General features: G+C 52.3%; 25 protein-coding genes. 12 read left to right on the top strand and 13 right to left on the bottom strand.

The genetic code is table 11. The features are described 5' to 3' along the window. Positions 1 to 224 precede the first annotated feature (224 nt). The 3 genes from AJE_RS09265 to uvrD form a co-directional block, all read right to left on the bottom strand. Entirely contained in the window at positions 225 to 1,016 is a 792-nt protein-coding gene (locus AJE_RS09265) for a hypothetical protein (RefSeq protein WP_008950635.1), read from the bottom strand. Positions 1,017 to 1,082: 66 nt separating this feature from the next. After that, on the bottom strand, positions 1,083 to 3,158 hold the full coding sequence (locus AJE_RS09270) for a tRNA(Met) cytidine acetyltransferase TmcA domain-containing protein (protein WP_008950636.1): 2,076 nt from the start codon (positions 3,156 to 3,158) through the stop codon (positions 1,083 to 1,085). Continuing rightward, positions 3,159 to 5,327, bottom strand: a complete 2,169-nt coding sequence (gene uvrD, locus AJE_RS09275; RefSeq protein WP_008950637.1) for a DNA helicase II — start codon at positions 5,325 to 5,327, stop codon at positions 3,159 to 3,161. Positions 5,328 to 5,597: 270 nt separating this feature from the next. Here uvrD and AJE_RS09280 point away from each other — a divergent pair, with 270 nt between their 5' ends. Further along, positions 5,598 to 6,521, top strand: a complete 924-nt coding sequence (locus AJE_RS09280; protein WP_008950638.1) for a hypothetical protein — start codon at positions 5,598 to 5,600, stop codon at positions 6,519 to 6,521. Positions 6,522 to 6,567: 46 nt separating this feature from the next. Here the strand turns inward: AJE_RS09280 and AJE_RS09285 are convergent, their stop codons facing one another. After that, positions 6,568 to 7,233, bottom strand: coding sequence for an HAD-IA family hydrolase (locus tag AJE_RS09285; RefSeq protein ID WP_237709333.1), 666 nt, complete (start codon positions 7,231 to 7,233; stop codon positions 6,568 to 6,570). A gap of 194 nt (positions 7,234 to 7,427) precedes the next feature. Here AJE_RS09285 and AJE_RS09290 point away from each other — a divergent pair, with 194 nt between their 5' ends. Next, positions 7,428 to 8,531: a hypothetical protein gene (locus AJE_RS09290; protein ID WP_039928442.1), complete on the top strand. Its 1,104-nt coding sequence runs from the start codon at positions 7,428 to 7,430 to the stop codon at positions 8,529 to 8,531. Here AJE_RS09290 and xerC read toward each other — a convergent pair. The 5 genes from xerC to lptM are packed head-to-tail and all read right to left on the bottom strand — an operon-like array spanning position 8,528 to position 12,388. Then, positions 8,528 to 9,466, bottom strand: a complete 939-nt coding sequence (xerC, locus tag AJE_RS09295; protein ID WP_008950640.1) for a tyrosine recombinase XerC — start codon at positions 9,464 to 9,466, stop codon at positions 8,528 to 8,530. The two genes, AJE_RS09290 and xerC, sit on opposite strands and share 4 nt — an antisense overlap. Further along, a complete protein-coding gene (locus tag AJE_RS09300; protein WP_008950641.1) occupies positions 9,453 to 10,112 on the bottom strand; it encodes a DUF484 family protein in 660 nt (219 codons plus the stop codon). The genes xerC and AJE_RS09300 overlap by 14 nt, the downstream gene beginning before the upstream one ends. Then, the gene (gene dapF, locus AJE_RS09305) at positions 10,109 to 10,939 is read right to left on the bottom strand and encodes a diaminopimelate epimerase (protein ID WP_008950642.1); all 831 of its coding nucleotides are present in this window, start codon (positions 10,937 to 10,939) and stop codon (positions 10,109 to 10,111) included. Before dapF ends, AJE_RS09300 begins: the two co-directional genes overlap by 4 nt. Before the next feature lie 13 nt (positions 10,940 to 10,952). Beyond that, positions 10,953 to 12,209 carry a diaminopimelate decarboxylase gene (gene lysA, locus AJE_RS09310; protein ID WP_008609792.1) on the bottom strand — a complete coding sequence of 419 codons (1,257 nt, stop codon included), beginning with the start codon at positions 12,207 to 12,209 and terminating at the stop codon, positions 10,953 to 10,955. A gap of 5 nt (positions 12,210 to 12,214) precedes the next feature. After that, positions 12,215 to 12,388, bottom strand: a complete 174-nt coding sequence (gene lptM / locus AJE_RS18170; RefSeq protein ID WP_008609791.1) for an LPS translocon maturation chaperone LptM — start codon at positions 12,386 to 12,388, stop codon at positions 12,215 to 12,217. Positions 12,389 to 12,460: 72 nt separating this feature from the next. Between lptM and cyaY the strand changes: the two genes are divergently transcribed. Genes cyaY through AJE_RS09345 form a run of 7 tightly spaced genes read left to right on the top strand, consistent with a single transcriptional unit; the run spans position 12,461 to position 17,827 of the window. Beyond that, positions 12,461 to 12,781: an iron donor protein CyaY gene (gene cyaY, locus AJE_RS09315; protein ID WP_008950643.1), complete on the top strand. Its 321-nt coding sequence runs from the start codon at positions 12,461 to 12,463 to the stop codon at positions 12,779 to 12,781. Further along, positions 12,781 to 13,464, top strand: coding sequence for an alpha/beta hydrolase (locus tag AJE_RS09320; RefSeq protein ID WP_008950644.1), 684 nt, complete (start codon positions 12,781 to 12,783; stop codon positions 13,462 to 13,464). The genes cyaY and AJE_RS09320 overlap by 1 nt, the downstream gene beginning before the upstream one ends. After that, positions 13,464 to 14,390 (top strand): hydroxymethylbilane synthase, encoded by a 927-nt coding sequence (gene hemC / locus AJE_RS09325; protein WP_008950645.1) that lies wholly within the window; start codon positions 13,464 to 13,466, stop codon positions 14,388 to 14,390. The genes AJE_RS09320 and hemC overlap by 1 nt, the downstream gene beginning before the upstream one ends. A 5-nt stretch (positions 14,391 to 14,395) precedes the next feature. After that, on the top strand, positions 14,396 to 15,133 hold the full coding sequence (locus AJE_RS09330) for a uroporphyrinogen-III synthase (RefSeq protein ID WP_008950646.1): 738 nt from the start codon (positions 14,396 to 14,398) through the stop codon (positions 15,131 to 15,133). Continuing rightward, complete coding sequence (locus AJE_RS09335; RefSeq protein WP_008950647.1) at positions 15,130 to 16,254, top strand: uroporphyrinogen-III C-methyltransferase; 1,125 nt, start codon at positions 15,130 to 15,132, stop codon at positions 16,252 to 16,254. The genes AJE_RS09330 and AJE_RS09335 overlap by 4 nt, the downstream gene beginning before the upstream one ends. After that, the gene (locus tag AJE_RS09340; RefSeq protein WP_008950648.1) at positions 16,251 to 17,336 is read left to right on the top strand and encodes a heme biosynthesis protein HemY; all 1,086 of its coding nucleotides are present in this window, start codon (positions 16,251 to 16,253) and stop codon (positions 17,334 to 17,336) included. The genes AJE_RS09335 and AJE_RS09340 overlap by 4 nt, the downstream gene beginning before the upstream one ends. Next, positions 17,321 to 17,827 carry a DNA-deoxyinosine glycosylase gene (locus tag AJE_RS09345; protein WP_008950649.1) on the top strand — a complete coding sequence of 169 codons (507 nt, stop codon included), beginning with the start codon at positions 17,321 to 17,323 and terminating at the stop codon, positions 17,825 to 17,827. The genes AJE_RS09340 and AJE_RS09345 overlap by 16 nt, the downstream gene beginning before the upstream one ends. Here AJE_RS09345 and AJE_RS09350 read toward each other — a convergent pair whose 3' ends face one another. The 4 genes from AJE_RS09350 to ubiD form a co-directional block, all read right to left on the bottom strand. After that, positions 17,828 to 18,235: an acyl-CoA thioesterase gene (locus AJE_RS09350; RefSeq protein WP_008609781.1), complete on the bottom strand. Its 408-nt coding sequence runs from the start codon at positions 18,233 to 18,235 to the stop codon at positions 17,828 to 17,830. It abuts the gene before it with no gap. A gap of 135 nt (positions 18,236 to 18,370) precedes the next feature. After that, positions 18,371 to 19,078, bottom strand: coding sequence for an NAD(P)H-flavin reductase (fre, locus tag AJE_RS09355; RefSeq protein WP_008950650.1), 708 nt, complete (start codon positions 19,076 to 19,078; stop codon positions 18,371 to 18,373). A gap of 26 nt (positions 19,079 to 19,104) precedes the next feature. Next, on the bottom strand, positions 19,105 to 19,383 hold the full coding sequence (locus tag AJE_RS09360) for a 2Fe-2S iron-sulfur cluster-binding protein (protein ID WP_008609776.1): 279 nt from the start codon (positions 19,381 to 19,383) through the stop codon (positions 19,105 to 19,107). Next, positions 19,380 to 20,864 carry a 4-hydroxy-3-polyprenylbenzoate decarboxylase gene (gene ubiD / locus AJE_RS09365; RefSeq protein WP_008950651.1) on the bottom strand — a complete coding sequence of 495 codons (1,485 nt, stop codon included), beginning with the start codon at positions 20,862 to 20,864 and terminating at the stop codon, positions 19,380 to 19,382. Before ubiD ends, AJE_RS09360 begins: the two co-directional genes overlap by 4 nt. 152 nt (positions 20,865 to 21,016) lie before the next feature. Here ubiD and AJE_RS09370 point away from each other — a divergent pair, with 152 nt between their 5' ends. The 3 genes from AJE_RS09370 to AJE_RS09380 form a co-directional block, all read left to right on the top strand. Next, positions 21,017 to 21,661, top strand: a complete 645-nt coding sequence (locus tag AJE_RS09370; protein WP_008950652.1) for a class II aldolase/adducin family protein — start codon at positions 21,017 to 21,019, stop codon at positions 21,659 to 21,661. Positions 21,662 to 21,751: 90 nt separating this feature from the next. Continuing rightward, on the top strand, positions 21,752 to 22,522 hold the full coding sequence (locus tag AJE_RS09375) for an EAL domain-containing protein (RefSeq protein WP_008950653.1): 771 nt from the start codon (positions 21,752 to 21,754) through the stop codon (positions 22,520 to 22,522). 148 nt (positions 22,523 to 22,670) lie between these two features. Then, the coding region (locus AJE_RS09380) for an IS1182 family transposase (protein ID WP_008950654.1) at positions 22,671 to 24,029 on the top strand (1,359 nt) is incomplete at its 3' end.

Here is a 24,029-nt window from a genome sequence, read left to right on the forward strand (position 1 = left end):
ATCACAGCGAGCGATATCCGTGCCATCAATGACACACCGCACTACGACTACGCACGCCCTGCACGAAGCAAACGCTTACACCACACTCAGACACCGCTACGCTCGCCGTACCGGAGTCATCCTGCGATAGTGATAAAAAAGACTAACCAAGGAATACAAGAAGTTACTAACAGAGAGCCAGCTGTCGCCGACTTCGCAAAAGCGACAAAGATCCGCAGCAGTAACTATTTGCGGATCAAATTGCCATTAAGATCAAAAGTCCATTCGGCAGGCCCAAGCTCTGCGAGCAATGCCGATACCTCTGTTAATGGCCTGGCGGCGATAAATTGCTTTTGGGTATCGAGAAAGATCAGCCATTCACTGGCTTGTTTGGCGATATCCTGTTCATTAAATTGGCTATGCATACCCATATAGACTGGCATGACGCTACGCCAGCCCTGCTCCAGCCGGAAGATGTAACGACTCTGATAGTCGGGATGCAGAAAATTGGCCTGTTCGATCGCATTTAGTTGGTTGCGGTCGAATACCCGGGCGATGGCGACACTGCTGGAGCGTTGCAAATAGCCACGTAATAACAGCAACTGCTGTGCGCTTGCAGCTTCGTTCTGGTTGGCAGTTAAACTGCTTGCCAGTGGTTCGGCGATCTCCAACGCAAACAGCTGTAACTCGTACTGATCCAGATTCTCCCGATAGCGGTTAAATTCATCACAGCTGCCAGCTTGCAGAGGGTCACGCGGTTGTAGGCGTTGCCAGTCACCGGCTTGCCGGCTGGCGAACAGGAAATTCTGATATGGTAGCTGCAGTTTGGCCTCGATCGCCGCGCGTAACAGCTGCAAATCCGGTAAACCGGCCTGACGGTAGTCGCGTTGTGATTGGCATGCTTCATATTGCACGCTGAGCACGCTATGAGCTTGCTGCGCTGCCAAGGCGGCCTGGAGCAGGCTGCGCTCGGACTGGCTAAGGTGTTCCAGGCTCGGCTGACTGGTGGCAAGTAATAACGATAACAGACTAAGCATAAGGTCTCCGCAAATTTTCCTGACTGTACCAGCTTTCGGCAGCCAGCCCCACTATTTCTGCGCTGTTTAATGATGTTTGGCGACGCTTTGCTGCATCAGTTTAATAATGGCGGCTTTACCGGCGAGTTGAAACCGCTTGGCAAGCAGTGACCAGGGCTGTCTTTGCCAGCAACGGGCGATAAAGACAGCAGTTGCCAGCGGATCTAACTGTAACCGGTGCTGGTTAAACCAATAGACCAGCAAGGTTGCCACCAGTTCATAAGGTCGTTGCCCGTTGGCAAACAAGCTAAGTTGCTGTCGCTCAAAAGGGCTAAGGATACGCAGTGGCGGTTTAACCAGCTGCAGCATTAATGCAGGTTGCAGATCCGACGGGTATTCGCTGAGCTCCAGATACAGTTGCTGCGAGAAATGTTCAGCCAGACGGCTGACCGTAGCAGTGTCACCCTGTAAGGCTTTACATACCAGTACAGAAGGTTCGGCGCTGGCTTTATCCAGTTGTTGACCGAGGCGGATTGGCAAAAAAGCATTGCGCTGCCAAAAACCTAATAAGCTCGGCGTGGCGCCAAAGCTACTACCAAGATAATGATAACCACGGCGGCTAAGTTCATCACTGACCAATTGCAGTAGCTGGCTACCCAGCCCCAGCTGTTGTAAGCCGGGCACTATGGCGATGCGCATAATGCGCGCTAGTTTTAGGCACGCCAATCCGGGCTCGGCAAGATGAAAGGCCAGACTTTGCGCCAGCAGATGCCCCTGTACCCGCCGCTTGCCCTGATAGATCTGCTCTGCCAGTTCGGCGCTAAACTCGCCTTCGCTGCTAAGCAACATACAGCCAAGTAATTGGCCGTTTTGCTCCAGCGTATACACCGCGAGAGCAGCATTTTCTAATAACGCCAGTAAATCTTTAACCTGGGTTTGATAGTGGGCAAAGCTGAGCAAAGCAAAGACCTGCTGCAGCTTTTCTGGCTCGGCCAGCCAGTCGTGATGTTGATAATGCTTTAACAGCACAGCTTGAGTACTGTCGTATGCTGGATCGGGCAAGTCCAGTTTTAGCAGAAAGCTGTGCCGGATTAACTGTTCCAGCGGATCTTGTGCTTGATAGCGGATTGGCTCGGTTAAGCGTAGCTGCCGCCAGTCAGGACATTGTTGCGCTAAATAAGGCTGAAACCTTAACTGAAAACCCCGGCCTGTGCCTTCGTAACCATGCTCGGTGCTGGCAAACACCAAGCGGCTATAGTGATTAACCAGCTGTTGTAATTGCGGGGCCGGCAGGGCTGCAGCTTCATCCACCAGCACCAGATCAGCGACTGGCAGCTCAGCCAATAACTGGTCAATCGCGATAAACTGCAGTGCTTTTTGTTGCGCTTGCTGGATCTCGCTGACGAAGTGCGTAAGGGCAACACTGGCCTGAAGCTGGGAGGGCGCCGTGATCAGGATGCGTTGTTTTCCCTGCTTAGCCAGCTCTGCTGCGGCCAGCCCCAGCGCAGCCGACTTACCACAGCCGCGATCGGCGGTTAATACCAGCGGGCGACGGCGATGGCCTGTTACTACCTTTACAATAGCCGCCACGGCTGTCTGCTGCCCGGCAGTTTTAAAAGGCGGCTGACACTCAGCCGCCACGGCTAGCGGGGGAAAAATCGGTTGTTGCAGGATCTTAATCTCACCATCTGCCGCCAGTTGGGCGTGCAGCAGATTGGCTTGTTGTAAGGTTTTGAGCCAAAAAGCAGTAAAGCCTTGCGCGCCAGCCGGCGGTGTCAGTGGGTAGGATAATAACGGCTGATGGTCCGGATTGGGCTGCGCCAGCCAGCTGTCGGTAGGCGGTGTCAGCAGCAGCCACAAGCCACCGGCTTTTAAGGCGCCACTGGCGGCGGCGATCTGATCGCCGTTAAAGCCGCTACAGGCGTTAATCACCAACCAGTCACATTCGGTGCCCAGCAACTGATGCGCTTTCGCCTGCTTAAGCGCTGTGCACTGCTCCGGAGCCTCACTCCCCAGCCACCAACAACGCTCTGGCGCAAACTGCGCCAGCAATTGGTTGGCAAAGTTTAATAAGGCGGCAGGCTCACCTTGCAACCAGACTGGCAGCCGTACCCGCTGTGCAGCGGCCTGCTGTAACAACTGGCCGAGCTGCTGCAGTCGCATTTAGATTGCTTCCAGCCGGGCGTATGCGGTCATCAGCCATTTACTGCCCAACTGATCAAAGTTGACCTGAATGCGCGATTGCGGGCCGCTGCCTTCGTAATTAAGGACAGTACCTTCGCCAAACTTTTCATGCAGTACCCGTTGCCCGAGCTTAAAGCCGGTGTTTTCAAAGGCGCTATGGCTGGCGGCACCGCTAAAGCGGTTATTAACCAGCGGCCGGCTAACCTGCGTGGTTAAACGGATTTCTTCTACACACTCGGCCGGTAACTCGCGTAAAAAGCGCGAGGGTTTCGGATATTGCTCCTGGCCGTATAAACGGCGGCTTTGGGCATGGCATAAATACAACTTTTGCATGGCGCGGGTCATGCCGACATAACAAAGGCGTCGCTCTTCCTCCAGCCTTATCGGATCATCGCCACTTTGCTGGCTGGGGAACAGCCCTTCCTCGAGGCCACACACAAATACCAACGGGAATTCCAGGCCTTTGGCGGTGTGCAATGTCATCAGCTGCACGGCATCGGAATGCTCTTCCGCCTGATATTCACCCGCTTCCAGCGCCGCCTGAGATAAAAACGCCGACAGCGGGCTCATTTCTTCCAGCAGTGGGCTGTAGAAGTTCTGGCAGGCGGTGATTAGCTCGTTTAAGTTTTCAATCCGGGTTTGGGCTTTCTCGCCTTTTTCCGCCTGATACATGGCATAGAGCCCGGATTGTTTGATCACATGTTCGGCTTGCTCGTGCAATGGCAGCTCGGTCAGCTCAGCATCCAACTGGCCAATTAACTGCATAAATTGCGCGATAGCATTCGCCGCACGGCCACTAAGCTGTTTTTCCTGCAAGAGTTGCTCTAATGCCTGCCACAGCGTCTGGCCCTGCGCGCGCGCTTGCTGCCGAACTTTATCCAGGGTGGTATCACCGATACCGCGGGCCGGCGTATTGATAATCCGCTCCAGCGCCGCGTCATCCTGACGATTGTTAATCAGCCGCAGATAAGACAGCGCATCTTTAATTTCCTGCCGTTCATAGAAGCGCAGGCCGCCATAGATGCGATAATGTAAACCATCCTGAATTAACGCTTCTTCCAACACCCGCGACTGGGCGTTATTGCGATACAGAATAGCAGTGTCGGTCAGCGGATTACCCTTGCTATGCCAGTCGCGGATGCGGCTGACGATAAAGCGGGCTTCATCCAGTTCGTTAAAGGCGGTATACAGCGAAATACTTTCGCCTTCGCTACCGTCGGTCCACAGATCTTTGCCAAGCCGGCTTTGGTTATTGCTGATCACCGCATTGGCAGCTTTCAAAATTGTTGCAGTGGAGCGGTAGTTTTGCTCCAGGCGGATGGTATCCGCCCCGTCAAAATCTTTTAAAAACTGCTGGATATTCTCAACGCGGGCGCCGCGCCAACCGTAGATCGACTGATCATCGTCACCGACAATCATGACCTTAGCACTGCTGCCGGCCAGCAATCGCAGCCACTGGTATTGAATGGCGTTGGTATCCTGAAACTCATCGACCAGAATATGGCGGAAACGCTGCTGATAGTGGCCGCGTACCTCGGCATTCTGTTTTAACAGTTCAAAGCTACGCAGCAAGATTTCGGCAAAATCGACCAGACCGGCGCGATCACACATTTCCTGATACGCGGCATAGATCTTAATCATTTGCGCCAGGCTGTAATCGCCACCGGCGTCCAGCATACCCGGACGTTGGCCTTCATCTTTACGGGCATTGATAAACCACTGCAGCTGTTTGGCTGGCCAGTGTTTTTCATCCAGATTCAGCGCTTTTAATACCCGCTTCACCAGCCGTAACTGGTCGTCAGAATCGATGATCTGAAAGCCTTGCGGTAAACCGGCTTCCTGATAATGGGCGCGCAGCATACGATGCGACAGGCCATGAAAGGTACCCATCCACAGATTATTCAGGCTGACGCCAATGGTGCTTTCAATCCGGGCGCGCATTTCCTGCGCCGCTTTATTGGTAAAGGTGACGGCCAGCAAACTGTAGGGCGCAACCCGCTCTACCTGCATTAACCAGGCTAAGCGATGCACCAGCACCCGGGTTTTACCACTACCGGCTCCGGCCAGTACCAGCATATGTTGCGGGGGTGCCGCTACCGCATCGCGTTGTTTATCATTTAGCCCGTCCAGCAGGTAAGAAACATCCATTAGTTGGCCTCGTTTACTTCGTATCGGGGCATTATAACAGCCAGCAGCGCAGCGCCAAGTAAAGTGGCGAACACGGATGGAGAGGTTATCAGTGAGTAGTAAGGTATATTGCTTTAAATGATTGTTTTTGTTTGTTTTTTACTTAAATGCAATGATTGGTGTTTAAAAAACATCTTGTCTTGTCTTGTCTTGTCTTTTGTTATAAATTTTTTACAAGATATTGTTTTAAGATCTTGTAAAGTCAATAGATTAAATCACGGAGTGATGTAAATGAAGTTCATTTTCAAATATTTAAGTGCTGTTGCGCTCTGCTGTCTTCTTACCATGGCTTTTGTTGCCAAAGCAGTTTCAGATCCATGTTTTGATGACAACAAACAGTACAGCCAACAGTGCAGTCACTATCATTATGATAAGGTTACGGCATACTTTTTGGACGCCTTTAGTACCGAACAACAGGTGCATATATCCCGTGTTAGATCTCGCACCACCGGACAATTAGTGTATGCACACTACGATTTTGTTATTAATTGCTTAGTTAACTGTCCGGTATCTGATACTGACGTGATGCAAGAGGGGTTATGGGCTTTTAGGAATGCACTACTAGAAAACCGCTTGTATGAAAAGGTTATGGAACAGTGTGATCCAAGGGTAGAAGTGTGTTGTTATGATTATGGTTGCAGTGAGATTTATTCAATTGGTGGTGGTAGCACTGAAACGAGCATGTCAGATAACTCAAGTACTGATGTGTCGGTACAAGGAAATAGTGGTGGTGGCATAAGACGAGTTGAACGCATTTTACATGGTGCTGATGCAGCGGTAAATTTGTACCAAAACTTAGCTAGAGATAGTCGGAATGCGGCGGACTTTCAGCAAGGCCATGCTTCACAATTACGCAAGCCATCGCTTTTCTCAATGAGAAAAATTAACGAAGGCGCTTACAAGGTAATGATGCTAACTGCCGAAAATATTTATGAAGACGCTGATGGCAGAGTGCAGCATGAACCTGAGCAAGGGCTACTCTATGTTGATTTAACGCATAACTGGGGAGACCAAAACAACATGGCCTTGCGCAATTTTCTTGAAATGGCCTTTGCTATTGGTACAACCTACCGCTGCTCACAATCAACAGAATGCAAGGGAGAAGCAGAAATGTTGCGATGTACTGTTAAGATGACTTGCAGACAAATAGATTAAGGCCACAGTTCTCTCTCTGCCAACGAGCTTGCATTATAGCAAGCTCCTACAGCAAGGCTTTTAGTAGGTTGAGCTCTGTCAGCCTGATATGTGGTAATACTGCAACTTGCTGTTGATAATGATCCAACCAGGCGGCCTGGCAACCGGCATTTAGCGCGCCCATCACATCGGCACGGTGGCTGTCGCCGATATGCAGAATACGCTGCGGCGCGGTCTGTAACCGGCTGGCGGCGGTAAGAAATAAATCGGCGTAGGGTTTCATCCGGCCATCCGGGCCGGCTTGCAGACTAAACTCAAATAACTCGCCCAAACCCATTTTTTGAATACAGGCATTGCCATTGGTGATCGCAATCAGTTGATAACGGCTGGCCAGCGCCGTTAGCAGCGCTTTGACTTCCGGCTTGATCTTGATATTCGTACGTTCCTGCCAAAAAGCGGTATAAGCCACCTCGGCAATCTCACCCGCCTCACACTGGCTTAAGCCTAAACTGACTAAACCGGCTTCAATACCCAGTAGACGCCAACGGCCTAAATCATGGCGGATCTCCGGTGTGGCCTTAGCCAGTAAACGGCGTTGCTGCCACCAAAAATCACTGTCGTAACCGCGGGTGAGCGGGGCATGCAGTGCCAGACTTTGCAGCATGGCGGCTTCGGCGGTAGCAATCACCGGTTTGTTGTTGTACAGGGTATCGTCTAAATCGAAAGACAACACCGAAATTGGCTGGAGGGCTTTATAGCATTGCATTGGTTTTGTATTCAATTTAATCAAATAGTTGTTATTTAATCAGCATTAGCTGTTGGATTGTGCAATCAGGATGTTTATGGATTGCTTGATTTATGTTTATCCATATAATCCGACCCTCTCGGATTTTAAGGGATTTTACGGGATTCTAAGGGATTTTAAAGATGAAAGTTTTTTCTGCAATTATATTGTTCTTGGGTATAGCGTCGTATGAGGTGGTTGCTGAACAAGCGATAGCTTGTGAAAATTGCTCGCAGGCACAAGCTGAAGTTTTGGTAAGGGAGCGCGCCAGTAAGGGAATATGGTGTGAAACTCCCAGAGATGAATACTATGATAGAGGTAATAGGGCTTGTTACAGTAATGCTGTGGATGTCTATGTTGTTAATTTAGCTACGGGGCAAAGTTATGGTTTTAATCATTACCATACGAATCAAGGACTGGAGCTTGGCTATTTACAGTTGCATGTGCAAAGTATCGCAGTAACAAACACTTATCGACAAGTGTTAGCTGAGTTTTCGCAAAGTGTTAGATCATATCGGAGTTTGTTACAATCTTTAGCAGATCAAGCAACATTGCCTGATGGAATTGCTGTTAACTCACAAGAGTATATAACCATGGTTAGCGGCGGTGCGGGTGGCAGTGCTTGTCCGATAGACTCTCCAGTTCGTAAAGCGATAGACGCGGCGTTATCGGAGCAGAGTCGGTCATCACTTCAGTATGATATACAACGTCAGTTTAATAGTGCTGTTGCGACAGGGCGTTATGGTAGCGTTCAGGGGGCATTCGAAACTATACGTATTACGGCTCTTGGGGCCCAGTTTGGTAAAAATAACGTCGGCTTTAATGTCCAATGGGAGCGGAGCGTAGGTGGCGCAACGAAGCGGGTGGCCTACTATAACGATTATATACCAGGGCCAGGTAATGAAGTTGCGTGGTCAGTAACACCGGATGCGCAGGGGAATATTTCTGTTGTTCTTAATCCCAAACAAACGTATATCGAGGGCTTACTACTTGATTCATTAATGGCTGGTGGTTCTCATGGTATGGGTTCTTCTACAGGGTTTCTAAGTGCCTGCGCTAAAGAGGCACTTATTTCTGCGTTGGCTAAATTGTCTGGTTCATTTCGAAATGGTCCTGGTGGTGCGCCAATCAATCCTGAACAAATTAGTTCACCTACAAATGCAGGCGGAGCAGGTGCGTGCACAGTATATTATTATAACGACAGAGGTGAACTTATCTACGTATTCCCAAATATGAAATGTGACTAAGTTTTGTCTTTTTTACGCGCCCTAGGATGGGCGCTATCATAAACCTTGGCCAGATGCTGAAAATCCAGGTGGGTATACACCTGGGTGGTGCTGAGATTGGCATGGCCCAATAGCTCTTGTACGCCGCGCAGGTCGCCACTGGATTGCAATAAGTGGCTGGCAAAAGAGTGACGCAGCATATGCGGATGTAACTGTTGCCCCAAGCCTTGTTGTTTAGCCCAGTGTAAAACCCGTTCTCTGACTTGGCGCGGTGAAATACGCTGCCGCTCGATACTTAAGAACAGTGCCTGTTGATCGGTGACTGGCGTATCTGCACCTAACAGCGCCGGGCGCTGCACCAGCCATTCGCGCAGCGCCGAGCGCGCCATCCGGCCAACTGGTAACTGGCGTTGCTTATTGCCCTTACCGGTAACCCGCACTAAGGCTTCGCTCAGTTGTAAATCCGGCAAATTCAGTGCAACCAGCTCGGTCAGCCGCAAGCCGGAAGAATAAAACAGCTCCAGCATCGCTTTATCGCGACAGGCCAGAATATCGTCGTGGCTGGCAAAGCTCAGCAACTGGCTGATTTGTTCAATTTCCAGCTGTTTGGGCAGGGTTTTGTCTGGTTTCGGCAGCTTGAGATAATCGGCCGGGTTCTGGCTTAGCCACTGCTGGCTGATACCGTAGCGGTAAAAACTGCGCAGTGCTGAGGCCGCCAGACTCAGTGAGCGGGCACTTAGGCCGCTTTTGCGGAAGCGTAAAAACTGTCGCTGCAATTGTTGTTCACTGAGCACAAACCAGCTGGCTGCTTCAACGTGCAGCGCAAGGCCCAGTTTTGTCAGTTGCTGCTGATAGCTGCTCAGCGTTTGCGGGCTATAGCCACGTTCGTGCTTCAGGTAGTTGAGAAACTGCTGCACCGGTTCAGCCCAGTGCAGCGGTAGCTCAGGCGTTGACATAAGCAGGCAGCACCAGTGCCAGTAAGGTCACCAGGTGGCGCAGGAATAATACATCCATCTCGGGCTGGAAATGATCATCCAGCTCGCTGCCAAAGGCCAGGATCGCCAGTGGCGTGTCTTGCTGGTCAATCCGCAGCAAGGCCACTGAATGCACCTTGGCCGGGAAGATATCATGCTGTTCTTCTTTATTCAGCCGGCCCAGATATACCGGCTGTTGTTGCAGACGACGGCTTAGCAGCAGCTGATAGGGGCTCAGATCAGCACCTGGCTGCTCCAGCCCGAGCAAACGGCAATATTTCACCTGCGGCATAGCATCGGCAAAGGCCTGTAATGCCTGTTGCACATCAGTGAGACTCTTGGCCTGATGCACCGCGATATGCAAGGCATTTAACGCCAGAAAAATATGTTCGTTCTGGCGGGCTACCGACATTAAACGGGTAATATCTTCCTGTAACAGGTGGATTTTTTCGCGTTGCAGCTCCAGCTGGCGCTCGACCAGCGATACCGTGCCGCGCTGCTGATGCGGCAGGCGTAACAATGGCAGCAGCTCCGGATAATGCTGGAAGAAGTCCGGGTGTTGTTGCAGATAATCAGCCACTACCGAAGCAGCAACCAGTTCCTGGCTTTTTATCAGGGTGTCGGTCATAACGTCAGTTGTCCATCAAAAACATGTTCAGCCGGGCCGGTCATTTTTACCGGTTGGCCAGGTCCATTCCAGCGGATCTGCAGGCTACCGCCCGGTAAATCCACCCGTACTTGTTGCGCGAGTTTCTTTTGTAACTGGCCAACCACCACTGCCGCGCAGGCACCGGTGCCACAGGCCAGCGTTTCGCCGGCTCCGCGCTCCCATACCCGCAGTTTAATATGCTGCGGATTGAGCACCTGCATAAAGCCAATATTGGCTTTTTCCGGAAACCGCTCGTGCAACTCCAGTTCCGGCCCTAGAGTGCGCACAGGCGCTGCATCGAGATCCGGCACGTCCAGCACCGCATGCGGATTACCCATCGACACCACGCCGCAGAATACGGTTTGCTGTTCGCTCAGTAAAATATAGGTCGCTTCCTGCTTTTGTGCTTTAAAAGGCACCCGTGCTGGTTCCAGTTGTGGCACGCCCATATTGACGGTCACCTGACCATCCTGCTCGACATAAAGCGTGATCTTGCCAGACTTGGTGCTGACATTGATCTTGGTTTTATTGGTCAGGCCACGATAGCGCACAAATTTCGCAAAACAACGGGCACCATTACCGCATTGCTCAACCTCGGAGCCGTCGGCGTTAAAAATGCGGTAGTGAAAGTCCAGGTCCGGATCATAAGGCGGCTCGACCATTAACAGCTGGTCAAAACCCACGCCAAAGTTGCGATCGGCCAACTGCTTGATCTGCTCCTTGGTCAGGAAAATGTTCTGGCTGACGGCATCTACCATCATAAAATCATTGCCCAGACCGTGCATCTTGCTGAAGTTAAGTAACATAGCGCCCTTAAGATTAACTGCTGATCACCTGCTCACCACGCCACAGATCCTGCCATTGCTCACGCTGGCGGATCAGATGACAGTGCTGGCCGTCTACCATCACTTCAGCGGCGCGCGGCCGGCTGTTGTAGTTAGAGCTCATGGTAAAACCATAGGCGCCAGCAGAGCGAACTGCCAGTAAATCACCTTCGGCAATCGCCAATTCCCGATCTTTACCGAGGAAGTCGCCGGTTTCGCACACCGGGCCAACCACATCATAGTTCTGCCGCGGCAAGCTGTTATTCAGTACCACCGGCACGATATTCATCCAGGCGCTATACAAAGCCGGCCGGATTAAATCATTCATCGCTGCATCAACAATGGCAAAGTGCTTTTCCTGGCCAGGCTTTAAAAACTCGACCTTAGTCAGCAGGATACCGGCATTGGCCATAATGGCCCGGCCCGGCTCCATAATCAGCTCCAGCTGTGGATAGGCTTTTAAACGTTCCACCACCTTGCTGATATAGTCAGCCGGCGACGGTGGTACCTCCTGATCATAGGTTACGCCCAGGCCACCACCGATATCGATATGCTTCAGCTCAATGCCATCCGCTTTCAGGGCTTCAATCAGGGCCAGCAGTTTTTCCAGCGCATCAAGGAAGGGTTGGGTTTCGGTCAGTTGTGAACCGATATGGCAGTCGACACCAACCAGTTCGATATGGCTCAATTCACGTGCCGCGCGGTAAATATCCGCTGCCAGCAGGATATCAATGCCAAATTTATTGGCTTTTAGCCCGGTAGAGATATAAGGATGCGTTTTGGCATCAATATCCGGGTTAACCCGCAGTGAAACCGGTGCTTTTTTGCCCAGCGCCTTGGCAACGTCCTGCAAGCGGTGCAGCTCGCTGACCGATTCGACGTTAAAACACTTAATGCCCAATTGCAGCGCAAAGTGCATTTCTTCGGCAGTTTTACCGACACCAGAGAACACCACCTTCGCCGGATCGCCACCGGCGGCAATCACCCGGCGCAGTTCGCCGCCGGATACCAAATCAAAGCCACTGCCCAGGCGGGCCAGCAGGTTCAATACCGCCAGGTTGCTATTGGCTTTCACCGCATAACAGACCAGGCTGTGCGGATGCGCCGCCGCGGCATCGGCAAAGGCACGGTAATGGCGCTCTATAGTGGCGCGGGAATAAACATAGGTCGGTGTGCCATATTGGCTGGCGATATCGGCCAGTGCCACCTGTTCGGCAAATAAGCTATTGCCCTGATAACTAAAGTAATCCAATCTGCTTACCCCTGTGATTCAGTGTCTTCGGTAATCTTTTGCGGTGGCGGCGCTGCCACTTCCGGCTCGGCCTGTGGTAAGGTAAGCGGACCTTTCTGACCACAAGCACTAAGCAATACTGTGGCCAGCAACGCGCCGGTTAACAGGCGCAGTAAGCGCGAAATTCGCTGAGCGTGCATGGTTTTTATTTCATTAATTAATCGACGCTCTATAATCGCATCCTTAGCAGTAAAAGCAAACAGGTGAAGCAGATGAATGACCTAGAATATGAGGAATTAACGGATCAGTTACTACTGGCCGTCGAAGAGAGCATAGAGCGGCAGGAGCTTGATCTGGATTACGAGTCGAACGGTGGCTTGTTAGCGATCACCTTTGCCGACCGCAGTAAAATCATTATCAACAAGCAGCCACCACTGCAGCAGGTTTGGGTTGCGACCAAGTTTAACGGCCACCATTTTGAACTGCGTAATGGCCAGTGGATTGATAACCGCAGCGGTAGCGAATTCTGGCAACTGATTAATGATGCGGCCAGTAAGCAAGCCGGTTATCCGATCGCGTTGGGTACAGCATAATGGCGTTACTTCCTTTTGTTGATGTGAAACCACAGGGCGAAACGAAAGCCGTAGTCGTCTGGTTGCATGGCCTGGGGGATTCCGGCCATGGTTTTGCGCCCATAGTGCCGGAGCTACGGTTACCGGCAGCGGCCGGTATCCGCTTTATTTTCCCACATGCGCCGGAAATGCCGGTTACCGTCAATGGCGGCATGCGGATGCGCGCCTGGTACGATATTAAAACCATGGACTTAACCAATCGCGCCGACGAAGAAGGGGTGCGGCAATCGGCTGCAGCCGTGACCGCCTTACTGGACAAGCTGATTGCCGATGGCATCCCGAGTGAGCGCATTGTACTGGCTGGTTTTAGCCAGGGTGGCGTCATTACGCTACATTTATTACCGCGCTTACCCTATAAGCTGGCCGGTTTTATAGCCTTATCCACCTATATGGCCTGCCCGGACAAGCTGAGTGCTGAAATGTTGAGCCATAACAAAGCGACCCCGGTATTTATCGGGCATGGTACTCAGGATCCGGTGGTGCCGCTGGCCGCGGGTCAGCAAGCGTATCAAACCTTTAAAGCGGCTGGCTTTAAAGTCAGTTGGCAGGATTACCGGATGCCGCACAGTGTTTGCGCGCAGGAAATTGATGAAATCAGCCGCTTCTTACAAAGCCGGCTGCTGCAACATGCTGAGGAGCTCTGATGCAGAGGATCCGTATTGCCACCCGGAAAAGCGCGCTGGCGCTGTGGCAGGCTGAGTTTGTAAAAGCCGAATTATTAAAGCACCACCCGGAGTTAACGGTAGAGCTGGTGCCGATGTCGACCCAGGGCGATAAGATTCTCGATACGCCACTGGCCAAAATTGGCGGTAAAGGTTTGTTTGTGAAAGAGCTGGAAACCGCGATGCTGGAAGACCGCGCCGATATCGCCGTGCACAGTATGAAAGACGTACCGGTGGAGTTCCCGGATGGGTTGATGCTAAGCACCATTTGCGAGCGTGAAGATCCGCGCGATGCCTTTGTCTCCAATCAATTCCGTGCTATCGCCGAGTTACCGCCAGGTGCGGTTGTCGGTACTTCAAGTTTGCGCCGGCAATGTCAGTTAAAAGCGCTACGTCCCGACTTACAGGTGCGGGACTTGCGCGGCAATGTGAATACCCGGCTGGCCAAGCTGGATAACGGTGAGTTCGCAGCCATTATTCTGGCGGCGGCCGGCTTGCTGCGGCTGGGTTTTGCTGAGCGCATCGCGGGCTATCTGCCGGTAGAGCAGAGTTTACCGGCTAATGGTCAGGGTGCCGTGGGTATTGAATGCCGCACCAGCGACCAGCGGGTGCAGGCGTTATTGGCGCCGCTGGAGCATGGTATCACCCGCAATTGTGTGCTGGCCGAGCGGGCAATGAACCGCCGCCTGCAGGGCGGCTGTCAGGTGCCGATTGGTGCCTTTGCCACCCAGCACGGTGAGCAAATCACGCTGCGCGGTCTGGTGGGTTCCCTCGATGGCAGCGAAATTATCCGCGATCAAGTGCAGGGGCCGGCCAGCAGCGCTGAAGCGCTGGGGCAGCAACTGGCTGAGCGGCTGCTCGCTGCGGGCGCCGGTAAGATTTTAACTGCTGTGTATCAGGGCAGCTAACCACCATGTTTTTAATCACCCGGCCGGCCGGCAAAGCGGATCATCTGCTGGAAGCCCTGGATGATAGCGGCGTGCCCTATCTGTACCAGCCGGTGATTACTACCCAGATGGTACAGTTAAAAGCCAAAGATCTGCGCTTACTAAAACAAGCAGACTTGCTGGTGTTTGTCAGTTTAAGTGCGGTACATGCACTGGAACAGCAACTCGATCCAAGCGAACTGAGCGCGCCTTTACTGGCGGTAGGTGAAACCACCGCCGCCGCCTTAACCCGTTGGACCGGCCGCAATGTGCTGGTGCCACAAGATCAGCGCAGCGAAGGCTTGCTCGGTTTGCCCGAATTACAGGATGTCGCCGGCTTGCAGGTCGTGGTGGTGCGCGGTAATGCCGGGCGTGAGCTGATAAAACAAAGTTTAAGTCAGCGCGGCGCCCTGGTGCGTTATGTACAAAGCTATAGCCGGATCCCTCTGCCGTTAGATGGTGCGACGCTGTGCCAGCAATGGCAGCAGCAAGGTATCCGCTGTGTGGTAGCAACCAGTAATGAAATTTTACAACGCATTTTTGATTTAGTGCCGGCGACTCAGCAGAGCTGGCTTTGTCAGCTGGGTTGGATCCTGGTTAGCCCAAGGGCACGCGATAGTGCTCTGTCGCTTGGGATTGCCGCAGAGCGCATTCAACTGGCGCAAAGTGCCAATGACGACGCCTTATTAGAGGCGATACAGCAGTTTAAGAAGGACTTGTTATGAGTGAGCAGAAGCCAAGCAGTACTGACAGTGATGCACCTCTGGCGGAGTTAAAAGCCCAGCTGGCCGAGACTGAAAATGAGCCCGCTGGCTCCACCGGCAGTGGCGTGGCAGCTCTGGCTTTGCTACTGGTGTTACTGACCGGTGGGGGCATGGCAGCGGCAGGCTGGTGGCTATGGCCACAATGGCAGGGCCTGCAGCAACAACTTAGCCAAAGCCAGCGTAGCGTGCAACAACTGGAACAACAGCTGGCGCAAACGCTGGCCCAAGTTGCGGAACAGCAAAGCCAGCAACTCGGTACTGTCGAACAACAATGGCAAAGCTGGCAGCAGCGACAGCAGACCAGTCAGGCCGAACTGAATAATCAGTTACAGCATCAGCTTGCGCTACTGCGTCAGCAGCTGCAGGAAAAAGACGGTGCCCCACCACAGCACTGGCAACTGGCCGAAGTGGCCTACCTGTTAAAGCGCGCCAGTTATAATCTGGTATTGCAGCAGGATCTGCCCAGTGCCCGCATGCTATTACAACAGGCCGATGCCCAGCTGGCACGGCTGGATAACCCGGCGCTGTTAAACGTCCGGCAAAGTATTCGCGATGACCTGGCTGCGCTTAAGCAGCTCAGTTTGCCCGATTATAGTCAGGTCCATCTGCAACTGGCCCAGTTACGGCAGCAGAGCCTGCGCTTACCGCTAAAACAACAGGAGCAGGCGTTGGTCACCGAGCCGGTGGTTGACGCTGAGCTGGCAAACTGGCGGCAGAATCTGGCGGCGTATTGGCAACAAAGCTGGAGCAAGTTATTTCAGGTGCGCCCGGCCGTGGCCGAGGATTTTATAAACCTGACGGCCGAGCAGCAGTTACAGCTGCGGCTGACCTTGCAGCAACAGCTATTGCTGGCGGAGCAGGCATTGTTACAACGCGAAGCTGAGGTATTCAGCCGGGCAGTGCAACAGGCCGCCGATCTGTTACAACGCTATTTTGCGGACGATGCTGCGTCGGTGCAGCAAGCCGCAACAGCATTGGTACAGCTAAGCCAGCTGGCACTGACTAAGGTCGAGCTACCGGTATTGCAAAGTCCGGCGCAGTTGGAACGGCAGTTAGCCTTGCTCTCTGAGGAGGCGTTATGAGCAAGCTGTTACTGTTAACCTTGCTGCTGGTGCTGGCGATGTTGCTGGGGCCGCTGCTGATTAACAACCCTGGCTATATCAAACTGATTGTCGCTGGCTATAGCATTGAAATGACGCTACTCGGATTAGTGATTGCGCTTGGCTTGCTGTTACTGGCTGGCGCCTTGTTGTTTGCGATATTGCGCCATCTGGCGCGCTGGCAAAAATGGTCATTTAGTTTTTTCCGGCTACGCCGGCAACGTAAAGCCCGTGCGGCCTTTGCACTCGGCTTGCAGGCCTATGCCCGTCAGCAATGGCAACAAGCCAGCGAGCAGTTGCAATTAGCATTGCAGGACCCCAGTTTTAGCACCGAAAAGCGGATGTTGGCCAGCTACGCCAGTTTTTATGCCGGTAAAACAGAACAAGCCGGTACCTTAGCGCATACGCTGGAGAGCAGTGAGTCGAATAGCGCCTTTGTGCAGGCCGATTTACTGTTACAGCAAGGGCAGGCCGGTGAGGCGTGCCGGATACTGGCACAGCATTTGTCGCAGGCGAAGCAGGATCCGGCCCTGGGACAGCTGTACCTGCAGGCGCTGCAACAAGCCGGGCAATGGCAGCGCTTGTTAGAAACAGTACCGCAGGCGATCAGTGAGCGCTGGTTTAGTAAAGATAGCTGGCAGCAACGCCGTTTTGCGATTTATCCGGCGGCGATCAGCCAGCTTAGTTTACAAGGGTTTTCCGAGCAGGCGGACTACTGGCAGAATTTACCGGCGAAAGAGCGTAAATCGGCGGCGGCAATTTTGGGACAGGCCTGGGCGCTGGCGCAGCAAGGTCTGAACGAACAAGCCGAGCAGAAGCTGGTACAGGCACTGACACTACAGGATTTACCCGCAGCCTGGCCTTATCTGCGGCAAATTCCGCTTGGTCGCTCGGTGCTGAAGTTACGCAAGGCGGTACAACACTGGCTTCGGGATCACCCAACGAATGGCTATCTGTATGCGGTTTTGGCCTATCTGGCGGAGCAGGAAGGCGATAAAGAGCAAGCCACGCTGGCCTGGCAAAAGGTGCGGCAATATCAACCCGAGTTATGGCAGCGCGCCTGACCAGCTTAGCGGCGGTTATCGCGCCTGACAGCCGTTTGTTGGTGCTCGGCAGTATGCCGGGTGCCGCCTCGCTGGCGGCTCAGCAATACTACGCTCATCCACGCAATGCATTTTGGCCTATTATGGGGCAGTTGTTTGGTTTTGCCGCCGATTTACCTTATCCCGAGCGTCTGACGCAATTAAGAGCGCGAGGTATTGGTCTGTGGGATGTGCTGCAGAGTTGTGAGCGTCAGGGCAGTCTCGACAGTACGATCCGCGCGGAACAGCCCAATGATTTCGCCAGCCTGCTACAACAACAACCCGGCATCCGGGCACTGGCCTTTAACGGTGCTAAGGCAGCGCAGAGTTTCCGCAAAATGGTATTACCCAGCCTGCAAACACAGCCAATCCCCATACTGCTCAACCTGCCATCGACCAGTCCGGCACATGCGTCTGTCTCCCGCACCGACAAACTGGCAGCCTGGGCTGAAGTACTGACGCATCTGGATTAACTATTCACTTAGATGCTGGCTTAAGCGCTCGCGTAACTCACCTTCAATCGGCACTGCTTTGCCGGTTTTCTGATCCAGACAAACAAAGGTTACCTGAGCATCAGCGGCAACGGCCTCAGTGCCCGCGATCCGCACTTCCTGCGACACGACTGCACTTTTACTGCCAATTTTGCTAAAGCGGGTAAAGACTTCCAGCGTCTGGCCCATGGTTGCCGCGACCCGGTAGTTAATATTGATATTCACAATGACCCAGGCCAGGCCGTGCTTGGCAAACCATTCGATATCGCCGCTATCTTCCAGATAGCCCCAGCGCGCTTCTTCCAGAAATTCCAGATAGCGGGCGTTATTGACATGCTGATAGATATCTAAATGGTAGCCGCGAACCTTAATCAGGGTTTTATGTTGCATAACAGTTTTCCTTTAGTGTAATTACTCTGATTCTGGCATAAAAGCATTGCTAATACCATGACCCGGCACAACGGCTGCTGTTGCAGAATGGACTGACATCCTTATAGCTGCAGGCAGATTGACCCGCAGGTTGACTCAGATATAAGCAAAAGCATCGGCAAACATCTGTTCGCGATGTGCACCTTGCTCGGCAAAGGCTTCGCGCGCTACCCCAGCCATGGCAAAGGGACCGGCGATATAGATATCGTAAGCTTCCAGTGAGACAAAGTCCTGTAACACAGCTTCATGTACCAGGCCGCTACGGCCCTGCCAGTTGGCGCCAGGCTCTTGTACTACCGGGATAAAGCGGTAATTAGCATTTGCCGCAGCCCATTGTTGCAGCTCGGCCTGATAATACAAGGCATCTTCCTGCCGTACCCCCCAGTATAAAAATACCGGTTTATCCTGTGACGCTGCGGCCAGTGCCATAGCAATACTGTGCACATAAGAGAAACCCGTGCCACCGGCTAACAGGATGACTGGTCGCGCGCTGTCCTGACGCCAACCGGCATGACCTAAGCCGACTTCAACCTGTACCGATAAGCCCTGCGCAAACGCTTGCTGTAAATGCTGTAGCGCAGCGCTGGACCAGTTATCGCCTGCTGGCGCGCCGATATGCAGTTCAAGCAGATCTTGTGCAGGAATGCTGGCAATCGAAAAAGGTCTTTTGTCATTTTCAGTCAGACACAGCTGTAAATACTGACCAGGCGTATAGCTCGTTGGCTGCGCCGGTTGCAGCAATACTTTGCTGACCACCGGTGTCAGAGCGCTAATAGCAATAACCTGGCAAGAAATGGTGTTCATAAAGCTCTCAATGGTTCTGGCGGCAACTAACCGCGGATAAAAGGATGGTGCAGCTCTAAATCAGAGTCTGCAGTCGCCAGACAGCAATACACAAATTGCTGCTGGCGATCGGTTTCGGTTAATGGGTTAGGGTCGGCGTAACTGACACTACCACTGCGCAGTTTACACACGCAACTGGTACAGACACCCTGGCGGCAACGGTGCGGGAAATCGATACCCTGCCGCAAGGCAGCGGCGAGGATACTCTCACCTTGTGCGACCTCAAAGGTTAGTTTTGCCGGTAGGATCCGTACCTGATAGCTCATGTTTTTTGCTCTGGTAAAGTGATACCCAATGACGGCCATAAGGCATCAATGCGCTGTTTAATCGCCGGATCCATGACGATAGGCTCGCCCCACTCACGGTTAGTTTCGCCTGGCCATTTATTGGTGGCATCCATCCCCATTTTTGAACCTAAACCGGATACCGGTGACGCAAAGTCGAGATAATCAATAGGGGTATTTTCCACCAGCGTGGTATCCCGCGCCGGATCCATCCGGGTGGTCATCGCCCAGATTACATCCTTCCAGTCGCGGGCATTGATATCATCATCACAAACAATCACAAACTTGGTATACATAAACTGGCGTAGAAAGGACCAAACACCCATCATTACCCGTTTCGCATGTCCCGGATATTGCTTTTTCATCGTCACCACCGCCAGCCGGTACGAGCAGCCTTCAGGTGGCAGGTAGAAATCGGTAATTTCCGGAAATTGCTTTTGTAAAATCGGCACAAAGACTTCGTTCAGCGCCACACCCAGCACGGCAGGTTCGTCTGGTGGCCGGCCAGTATAGGTACTGTGGTAGATCGGATCTTCACGGTGGGTAATATGGGTCACGGTAAACACCGGGAAGTTATCAACCTCATTGTAGTAGCCGGTATGATCGCCATAAGGCCCCTCAGGCGCCAGTTCACCCGGCTCGATATAGCCCTCCAGCACAAATTCGGCACTGGCAGGTACCTGCAGATCGTTACTGACGCATTTCACCACTTCGGTATTATCGCCACGCAGTAAGCCGGCAAAGCCATACTCCGATAAGGTATCCGGTACCGGTGTCACGGCACCTAAAATGGTTGCCGGATCAGCGCCTAAAGCCACAGCTACCGGAAAACGCTGCCCCGGATGCGCTTTTTGCCATTCAAAAAAGTCCAGTGCACCGCCGCGATGCGATAGCCAGCGCATAATCACTTTATTCTTTCCCAGTACCTGTTGGCGATAAATGCCGAGGTTTTGCCGCTCTTTATGCGGGCCTTTAGTGACCGTTAAACCCCAGGTGATCAGCGGTGCAGCATCACCGGGCCAACAGGTCATTACCGGCAACTTTGTAAGATCCACCTGGTCACCGCTCAGAACCACTTGCTGACAAGCGGCTTTTTTTACTTGCTTGGGTGACATATTCAGCACTTGCTTAAAGATTGGCAGCTTACTAAAGGCGTCTTTTAAACCTTTTGGTGGCTCAGGTTCTTTGAGAAATGCCAGGAGTTTTCCAACTTCGCGCAGCGCCGATACCTCTTCCTGGCCCATACCCAGCGCTACCCGCTTTGGGGTACCGAAAAGATTAACCAGTACCGGGGTGTTAAAGCCTTTCGGCTTTTCAAACAGCAGCGCAGGACCACCGCCACGCAGGGTGCGATCGGCAATTTCGGTCATCTCTAATACCGGATCCACCGGTTGACTGATCCGCACCAGTTCACCGCGCTGCTCCAGTTGTACAATAAAGTCGCGTAAATCTTTATATTTCATCTTTGCCCTTAATGTTGTCAGCCGCAGCCTGACAAAAGCTGACCGTATTATACATTGCCAGTCATTTCCTGCCAGTTTTGGCCTGCTATGCGGCTGGGGTAAGCCAGCACGGCCTTTTATAATGTCGAAAATAAGGTGACGCGGGTTATACGATGGCGGAGCAGGAAGGGGTTATAAAATTTCAGTTAAGTTATCAGCCGATGGCACTGCCGCCGGCGGTTAACATTGCTGAAATCAATGCCTGGCGCACCCTTTGCGTGCAGCTGGGCATGCTGGGTCAGCATCCGGCACGTTATGACAACTATGGTTTTGGTAATATCAGCCAACGGCTGGGGCAGTCGGCACAGTTTATTATCAGTGGCACCCAAACCGGTGGTAAAAAGGTGTTAACAGCGGCAGACTATGCGTTAGTTAGCCAGTGTCAGCCTGAACTTAAACGTATTGAGGCACTCGGGCCCTGTAAGCCTTCCTCCGAGGCTATGACCCATGGTCAGCTGTATTTACTGGAGCAAAATATTCATTTTGTGATCCATGCACATTGCCCGGCGATCTGGCACTATGCCGATCGTCTGAATTTACCACAAACCCGGGCCGACATCCCTTATGGTACTGTGGCCATGGCGACAGAGGTTGGCCGGCTATTTGTGGAAACCGCGGTCGTGCAGCAGCGTATTTTTACTATGGCCGGCCATGAAGACGGTGTGGTCACCTTTGGTAGTACGGCGGCCGCCGCCTTTCAGGTGCTGGCCGAGTATTATGCCCTGGCGTTACGTTTGGGTGCTGAGCCGAATATTTAAGCGGCCAGCCGAAAAACTGCCTGAAAAACAAGCGCCGGTTAGTTTTTTCTGGTAAAACTAATCAAAACGGACAGCAGAGACCCTGATAAGATGCAGTTTCCGGCAAATATTAAACAACAAACCTGCAGTGACTGCCTGAGTGGCCAGGATCTGGGCTTTCAGATCCGCATGGCGTTTCAGCCAATCATAGATTGGCATGAGAAAACCATTATTGCTTATGAGGCGCTGGTTCGTGGGCCAAATGGCGAAGGTGCCGGCTGGGTATTTCAGCATATTAATGACGATAATAAATACTACTTTGATCAGGCTTGTCGGGTAAAAGCAATCGAAACGGCAGCGAGGTTAGGCTGTAAAACCTTTTTAAATATCAATTTTTTACCCAATGCGGTGTATAACCCGGAAACCTGTATCAAAGCCACCATTGAAGCGGCGGATACCTACGGTTTTGATTTAACCAAGCTGATTTTTGAAGTTACCGAAGGCGAGCAAATTCCAGATAAGGCGCATTTAAACCGGATTTTCCAAAGCTATGCCAAACGCGGCTTTCAAACCGCGATTGACGACTATGGCTCGGGTTATGCCACGCTGAATTGGTTAATAGAGTTAAAACCGCATATTCTGAAATTGGATATGCAGCTGATCCGCAATATTGAACAGAATCCGGCCAAGCAGTTTATTGTCGAGCGTACGCTAGAGCAGTGCGAGCTGCAGGGTACCAAGGTGTTGGCTGAGGGCATTGAAAGCCGTGCTGAGTTGGACTATCTGACCTCTGTCGGTATTCGTTATTTGCAGGGCTATTACTTTGCGCGGCCGGAGCTGGAAAAGCTTGCGACTTTGGCTGAGATTAACGGTCTGGCTTAAGCACTGAGCTTAGCTATAACTGCCGCAGCTCATTACACCAACAGCAAAAACAAAGGCGCCTTGCGGCGCCTCAGACTGCTGACAAAGTCCTGGACGCCGATCCAGGACTTTGATCTAATAGGGTTAGTTGATTTGAAGGCTAACCAACATGCTCAAAACTCCCTCTCCTCAACAATATCAGTTAGAAATGGTCACGCTCGAAGAGCTGGTACCGAAGAACCATTTGGTTCGCAAGGTCGATGCCGCCATTGATTTCGAGTTCATTCGTGCTGAAGTCGAACATCTCTACTGCAAAGATAATGGCCGTCCGCCGATTGACCCTGTCCGTTTGTTTAAGATGATGATCCTCGGCTATCTGTTTGGCATTCCCAGTGAGCGTCGTCTGGTACAGGAAATTCAGGTTAATGTGGCTTATCGCTGGTTTTTGCGGATGGGATTAACCGAGAAAGTGCCTGATGCCTCCACGCTGAGCCAGAATCGTATTCGTCGTTTTAACGGCACGGATGTGTTTCAGCGTATCTTCGACCGGATAGTTGAACAGGCGTATGAGCAGCGTCTGATTGGTGGTCACACGCTTTACACTGACAGCACACATTTAAAAGCCAATGCCAATAAGCGCAAGGCGGTGAACAAAGAGGTGGCGGTCAGTGCATCGGCGTATATCGCTGAGCTCAACAAGGCGGTTGAAGAGGACCGGTTAGCCCATGGCAAAGCGCCACTGAAGCAAGATGACTCGAAGGAGCCCGAAACCAAAAATCAAAAGGTCAGCACAACCGACCCTGACAGTGGCTTTATGACGCGGGAAGGCAAACCACAGGGCTTCTTCTACCTTGACCATCGCACCGTGGATGGCCGCCACGGCATCATCACGGATACCTTCGTGACGCCGGGGAATGTGCATGATAGCCAGCCCTATCTGGCCAGATTAGACCGTCAGCTTGAGCGCTTTAAGTTTAGTCCGATAGCCGTTGGTTTGGATGCGGGCTACTTTACTGCACCGCTTTGCCATTTAATCCGGGAGCGGCAAATTGCACCGGTTATTGCCTACCGTCGTCCCAATGTCACCGCTAATCCGATTAAGAAGAAGCAATTTACCTACGATAAAACAACCGATACCTATCGTTGCCCCCAAGGTGAAATCCTGACTTACAGCACGACAGACCGTCAGGGCTACCGGCATTATCAATCTAACCCTAAAGTGTGTCAGGATTGCCCGCTACGTCAGGACTGCACGAAGAACAAGCAGTATAAGAAAACGATAACCCGGCATGTCTGGGAAGAGGATAAAGAGCATGTGAGTGGTTTGCGGCTGCTGTCGTGGGGTAAGAAGATTTACAACCGACGAAAAGAGACGGTTGAACGCAGCTTCGCAGACGCAAAACAGCATCATGGCCATCGCTATGCACGGTTCCGTGGTCTGGCGAAAGTGCAGATGCAGTGTTTACTGGCGGCGGTAGCGCAAAACATCAAGAAAATGGCCTTGCTGGCCTTTTTATCGCTTTTTTAT

This window comes from Alishewanella jeotgali KCTC 22429 (genome assembly GCF_000245735.1).
In the GTDB taxonomy this organism is placed as follows: Bacteria; Pseudomonadota; Gammaproteobacteria; order Enterobacterales; family Alteromonadaceae; genus Alishewanella; species Alishewanella jeotgali.